7 protein-coding genes and 2 pseudogenes are annotated in these 4,984 nt (G+C 49.6%); 5 read left to right on the top strand and 4 right to left on the bottom strand.

Features of this window, described 5'->3' with window-relative positions:
- Window positions 1-326, bottom strand: a pseudogene (locus tag Q0369_RS10240) (hypothetical protein); the annotation flags it as partial.
- Window positions 327-500: 174 nt separating this feature from the next.
- Between Q0369_RS10240 and Q0369_RS10235 the strand changes: the two are divergent.
- The 4 genes from Q0369_RS10235 (at window position 501) to Q0369_RS10220 (ending at window position 3,433) form a co-directional block, all read left to right on the top strand.
- Entirely contained in the window at window positions 501-1,223 is a 723-nt protein-coding gene (locus tag Q0369_RS10235) for a DUF1963 domain-containing protein (protein ID WP_298099486.1), read from the top strand.
- Between the two features lie 327 nt (window positions 1,224-1,550).
- On the top strand, window positions 1,551-1,898 hold the full coding sequence (locus tag Q0369_RS10230) for an SMI1/KNR4 family protein (protein WP_298099483.1): 348 nt from the start codon (window positions 1,551-1,553) through the stop codon (window positions 1,896-1,898).
- A 69-nt stretch (window positions 1,899-1,967) separates the two neighbouring features.
- Entirely contained in the window at window positions 1,968-2,360 is a 393-nt protein-coding gene (locus tag Q0369_RS10225) for a hypothetical protein (protein WP_298099480.1), read from the top strand.
- A 143-nt stretch (window positions 2,361-2,503) separates the two neighbouring features.
- On the top strand, window positions 2,504-3,433 hold the full coding sequence (locus tag Q0369_RS10220) for a DUF4299 family protein (RefSeq protein ID WP_298099477.1): 930 nt from the start codon (window positions 2,504-2,506) through the stop codon (window positions 3,431-3,433).
- A gap of 20 nt (window positions 3,434-3,453) precedes the next feature.
- Here the strand turns inward: Q0369_RS10220 and Q0369_RS10215 are convergent, their stop codons facing one another.
- Window positions 3,454-3,609 carry a hypothetical protein gene (locus Q0369_RS10215; RefSeq protein WP_298099474.1) on the bottom strand — a complete coding sequence of 52 codons (156 nt, stop codon included), beginning with the start codon at window positions 3,607-3,609 and terminating at the stop codon, window positions 3,454-3,456.
- A 245-nt stretch (window positions 3,610-3,854) separates the two neighbouring features.
- Between Q0369_RS10215 and Q0369_RS10210 the strand changes: the two genes are divergently transcribed.
- Window positions 3,855-4,253 carry a hypothetical protein gene (locus Q0369_RS10210; RefSeq protein ID WP_298099471.1) on the top strand — a complete coding sequence of 133 codons (399 nt, stop codon included), beginning with the start codon at window positions 3,855-3,857 and terminating at the stop codon, window positions 4,251-4,253.
- Between the two features lie 49 nt (window positions 4,254-4,302).
- On the opposite strand, the gene Q0369_RS10205 is transcribed toward Q0369_RS10210, so the two are convergent.
- Entirely contained in the window at window positions 4,303-4,749 is a 447-nt protein-coding gene (locus Q0369_RS10205; protein ID WP_298099468.1) for a DUF3137 domain-containing protein, read from the bottom strand.
- Window positions 4,697-4,984: pseudogene (locus tag Q0369_RS10200) on the bottom strand (hypothetical protein); the annotation flags it as partial. The gene Q0369_RS10205 and the pseudogene Q0369_RS10200, both read right to left, overlap by 53 nt.

The following is a 4,984-nucleotide window of genomic DNA, read 5'->3' as shown; positions in this document are numbered from 1 at the left end:
TTCTTCAGCGCCTTTTGAAACTCGTTCATCAAAAATAGGCTCGCATCGCCGCGCTTAAAACCCTCTTTTTTCGCTTCTTTTTCGAGCTTTACGTAAATTTTATCGCACTCTAGAGCCACGCCGCTTTGCAGCGCATCAAGCCTAGAGCTGATAAATTTGCCCACATCGCCCGTCTCGTCCTCGCCTGCCCAGTCAAGCATCCAAACAAGCCCTTTTGCGATAAGCACGTTCAAAAACTCGTTATCGTCTATCTCGCCTATTTTGTCAAAACCGCCCGTCTCGCCCGCCGTCAAATGCTTTAGGACGCAGCACTGATCTTTCGTCATTTTCGCTCCTTTGATTAAATTTACCGCCTACGTGGGTCTGTTTAAATTTTACTCCCAAAAAGCTTTAAGCTTACTTTTCGCAACTCTTTATGCCGTAAATTTAGCTCGCGGCGGCGGGTAAAATTTCGCTATAATTTCACAAAAGCGCTAAAATTCCAACCGAAAAGGACGCAAATGCAAACGGATCTGCAAGAAAAGATTAAGGAGCTGCAGCGCAAGATCGCGCGCGAAATCACCTATTTTCAGACTGGCGGAGCGAGGCCGCGAGGCGCGATCGATGAGTGCTGGATCGGCCGCGTGCTCGCCTGCGCGGCGAATGAGGAGCTGCCTGTGGATCAAAACGGCGCGTCGATGCTTCCTCTGGCACAGTTTTACCTGCCCGCGCTACCCTACGTGCCGCAGGTCTTGGACGGCGTCAAGCTGCTTACGGTCTTCATCTCGCACGATCTCATCGGCAAATTTGATGAGAATATGGACGGCCTGTGGAAGGTCCGCGAGTATAAAAACGAGGCCGAGCTCGTCATAAAGGAGCTTACAAATCCGCACTCGCAGATAAGGCCCTTTCCTTTGCAGCCAAAATTTGCCGCGAACGACGTCGCGAGCTGGGACGGCGGCGGGCTAGAGCCTGACGTCGTGCATGAAATTTTAGAGCTTAAAAGGTCGATCGGGCTCTATTATTCCGACGTCACGGCTGGGCTGGAGTATCACGACTGCACGAAATTCGGCGGCTACCCCTCCTTTTACCAGTCGGGAGTGAGCTTCGGCGAGGGCTATCAGTTCGTTTTTCAGGTCTCTTCAGACGAAAAGGCGGGCTTTAACGTCATAGACGGCGGCAGCTTGATGTTTGCTAAAAACCCGCAAAGCGGCGCGTGGAGCCTGTATTATGATTTCGATTAGGCGCGCGAAGATAAATTTAGCTCGCCCGCAAAATTCCGCCGCTTTAAATAGATGCTCGGGCCGCATAAATTTACGATGAATTTTATCGGCGCACGGCTTTGAACTCGCGCGGCGCGGCTTAAATTTAAACGGCGGCGCGTCCCGATCTAGGTTAAATTTAAGCCGCCGAAAAACGAGCCGTATAGTTGCAGACGCGCCGAATACAGCGAGCGGACCGTGAAAAATTCGGCGCCCCAAAATTTTAAAATTTATAGCCTGAAATTTTGGCTTCGAGCTTGAAATTTAAGGCGCGCTTGAATTTTAACCTGCAAATTTAAAGGAGCGAAAATGAACGCAAACGAGCTTGCAAACATCTGGCGTAGGCCGATCTACCTGCCATATCTGCAAGAACCGCTCACGCCCAAGGCGCTGAGGGCCGCAGAAGAGGAGCTAGGGCGCGCCCTGCCGCGCGAGCTCGCCATAATGCTGAGCGTGCAAAATGGCGGCTACCTGCGCTACGAGCTAGAGGGCTACCCGCTGGACGCCATCAGCGGCATCGGCGAGGCGCATCCGTCGCTTACGCGCTTTAGCTGGGGCGAGGAGCGCGAATGCGTGAGCTTGGAGCTTGACGGGCTGGTGCCCTTCAGCGGCGACGGCCACTGGTACCTGTGCCTAGACTACCGCGCGAGCGAATAGCCTGCGGTCGCCTACATCGACGTCGAATGCGATGAGCAAAGTATCATCGCGCAGGATTTCGCTTCGTTTTTGGCGCTTTTGCGGCTCGACACGGGCGGCAAGATCGCGCTGCAAACGAGGCTCGATCTAGACGGCACGAAGGCGCGGCTGGAGAAAATTTTAGGCGTGCGCGCAAGAGCCGCTGATCCGCAGCTTTACGGCTTTAGCGTGTATAATTTCGCTCGCGATAGCGGCATGCTGAGCCTTAGCCCGAACGAGGTTCGGCTCGGATTTGCCAGGCGGGGCGAGCGGCGGTTTAAAGAGCTTAAAAACTTCAGCGAGCCCGCTCTGCGCTATGCTGAGCTGGACGCGGGCGCGATGATACTGGACGTTTTTAAAGAGGAGCTGATGGGTGAAATTTTGCGCGAGCTAAAGGATGTGGGTTTGTGCGCACGGAGCCTAAAGGACGCGATCGGCGCGTAAGCTTTCGCGATTGGGAGTGTAGTTTTGTGACGGCTGCGGCGCGCGCTCGTGCAACCAGCAATGCGGGCTTGCGAGCGCAAATTTAGCTCGCCGCGGCGGGTAAAATTTCGCTATAATTTTGCCGTTTCAATAAGGAGAAAACGATGAGCGTAGAATTCCGCGTCAAAAACAAAAAACAACCGCTATTTATGGGGTATTCGGACGCCATGAGCGTTAGCAAGGCATTGGATCTGCTGCCCGATCTATCGGTATTTGGCATAGACGAGAGCGCCGAGGACTTTGACGAGAGGGCGTTTTTGAAATCGCCTTTGAGCGAGTATGAATGTTTGATTTTAGGCGTGCGGGACAAGAGCGGGCGCGGGATGGAGGTTAGCTACGACAAGGATCAGCAAAGCTACGCGGTGCGCGTAAATACGCCCGCGACGATCTTTGATTGGGTTTTGGCGATATCGTATCTGCAGGCGCTATCTAAGCAGCTAGGAGGCGAGATCACGGATGAAAACGGCGAAATTTACGCTCACGACAGAATAGAGCAATTCGACTACGAGCGCGATATATCGGCGGGGCTACATTCGATAGATCAGCATTTAAGCAGCGATACGGAAGTAAATTTTTGCTACGGGGTGCAGAGGCCTTTTGCGATAAACCGCGCGATGATGGATGAAATTTTAGCCTCATACAACCCCGCCGCCGAGTTTAGCAGGCGGCTAACCGAGGTGCAGTACCTCGACGCTTACGACGCGCATCAGAGGTTTTACCGAAATGGAGATGACGGCACGATAATGGGCTCATACGCGCTCACGCAGGACCTGCCCACTATCCTGCCCTACAAACCGTTTGTGGAGTGGCAAAACGCAGAGACGCTGAAAAATAGCGACGTAGCGCGCTGGCAGATCGCGCTCATAGGCATAGAGGGCGACGAAAACGACGCCAGTAACTACCGCGCCATCGCCGAGCTGGAATACGGCGAGTTTATCGCGCGCCTGCCGAAACAAAACTACCGCTTCATCGATGCGAGCTATATTTTGGTTGACGGGCTAAGCGCCGAGCAGCTAAAGGCATTGGCGGGCTAAATTTTACTTGCGGTGAAATTTTACAGAATTTTATCAAGGATTGACGCCGCAAAATTTAAAGACGCGGAATTCGCGGTAAATTTCGCGATGTGTAAAATTCCAAGGAGGTGGAATTTTATCGCAGCGGAATTTTTAAATTTATATCGCGGTGAAATTCCGTCGTGATAAAATTTCATTGCCATATAAGTCGGCGCGTAAAATAGTATCCGACTGCAAGAAGCCGAAGACGGCCTATCTGTCCCGAAATCCCGCGACAGATAAATATGATTGCACTTACAACATTCATACGGCAAGGCGCTTAGACTTACGTTTTAAATCGGCTTGTAATGAGACATATCGTAAGATATAGCCGACATGAACGAAATTTAAGGAAATAAAATGAGTAAAAAAAGCACAAACAGGGACGCTTTTATGGCAATATATGGTTGTGGTAATTTTTATAATTTTTGGACTATTTTTAATAAGCGGATATTACAATATCTATTTTTTCTTTATTGCGGCTTGTGTATTTATTGCGGTCATATATAGGTGCACTCCGCTTATTAAAATTTTTAAGCAACAAGACTTATTTTTTATCCTTTTGGGTTTAAACATCTTACTTTTAGCTAACGGCAAAGACTGGAACGAAGGCTCTATGAAAAGCTTATTTTATTATATTCCCGCACTCGGCGAGCTTACCGACACTTTATATGGCTGGCTTTTATTTTCGGCTTTTTTATTGTGTATTCCCTTATTACTTTATATGGCTTTTCTTTATGCAATCTCAAGTATCGTGTATCATGACTATTTAGATAGCTTGAAGAGGGACGAAACGGAGTAATTTGGGCTTTAGTAGGCTTAAATTTAGTGCCAATTAGCTGCGTCGCGCATTAATCAGCCAAAATCGCCGCTCCGCTTAAATCCGGGTTTAAATTTAGCTCGTCTATTATCGATAAAAGCTCTAAAATTTCATTTTTGATCCCCGCAGCGTCCTTTAAGCTCGGCGGCGGCGAGAAGAGCGTGGTTTCAAACTTATTTTTCGCTCCGTTTAAAAATAGATAAAGCTTATCGTCCATAAACGCCGCGCTCACGCCCATTTTCCCCGCGAATTTTTCCTTTAACTCTCGTAGACGCTTCATAAACGCAGGCGTCAAAAGATACCTCGCCTCAACCTTATCGTCCGCAAAGACCCGAAATTCTTTACTAAAAAACACGTCGTCCATCTGCTCTTTTTCCCCTAAAAATCTAGTGTTTAACGTGCGACTCGCGACTATCGTTTGTCCGCTAAATTTCTTGTAAAACTCGCAGACCAAAACCGAGCCGCTGAATACTTGCATATCCTTCATCGCCTCCCAAGCAAAAATTATCGCGGATAGCAAATTTAGCGCCGCCGAATCGCTTAGCTCCAGCGTCGCGCCGTTTTGGGATGCGGGTCGCTTCGCTGAGGCTAAATTTGACGCCGTTATACGTTCCGCTGATTTGATCTTCGGCGCGAAACTCGTCGGGCGAATAGATGTCGATTTTGCGAAATTCTTTACGGCTGATGCCGGCATTCGGATCGTAGCTAAAATT

It is taken from the genome of uncultured Campylobacter sp., from assembly GCF_938030685.1.
Classification (GTDB): domain Bacteria; phylum Campylobacterota; class Campylobacteria; order Campylobacterales; family Campylobacteraceae; genus Campylobacter_B.
This window is presented reverse-complemented; position numbering and strand designations above follow the sequence as displayed.

Coding starts and splice junctions, on each gene's coding strand:
- Q0369_RS10235 (WP_298099486.1), top strand. CDS start 501: ATGCAAACGGATCTGCAAGAAAAGATTAAGGAGCTGCAGCGCAAGATC.
- Q0369_RS10230 (WP_298099483.1), top strand. CDS start 1,551: ATGAACGCAAACGAGCTTGCAAACATCTGGCGTAGGCCGATCTACCTG.
- Q0369_RS10220 (WP_298099477.1), top strand. CDS start 2,504: ATGAGCGTAGAATTCCGCGTCAAAAACAAAAAACAACCGCTATTTATG.
- Q0369_RS10215 (WP_298099474.1), bottom strand. CDS start 3,609: ATGAAATTTTATCACGACGGAATTTCACCGCGATATAAATTTAAAAAT.
- Q0369_RS10210 (WP_298099471.1), top strand. CDS start 3,855: ATGGTTGTGGTAATTTTTATAATTTTTGGACTATTTTTAATAAGCGGA.
- Q0369_RS10205 (WP_298099468.1), bottom strand. CDS start 4,749: ATGCAAGTATTCAGCGGCTCGGTTTTGGTCTGCGAGTTTTACAAGAAA.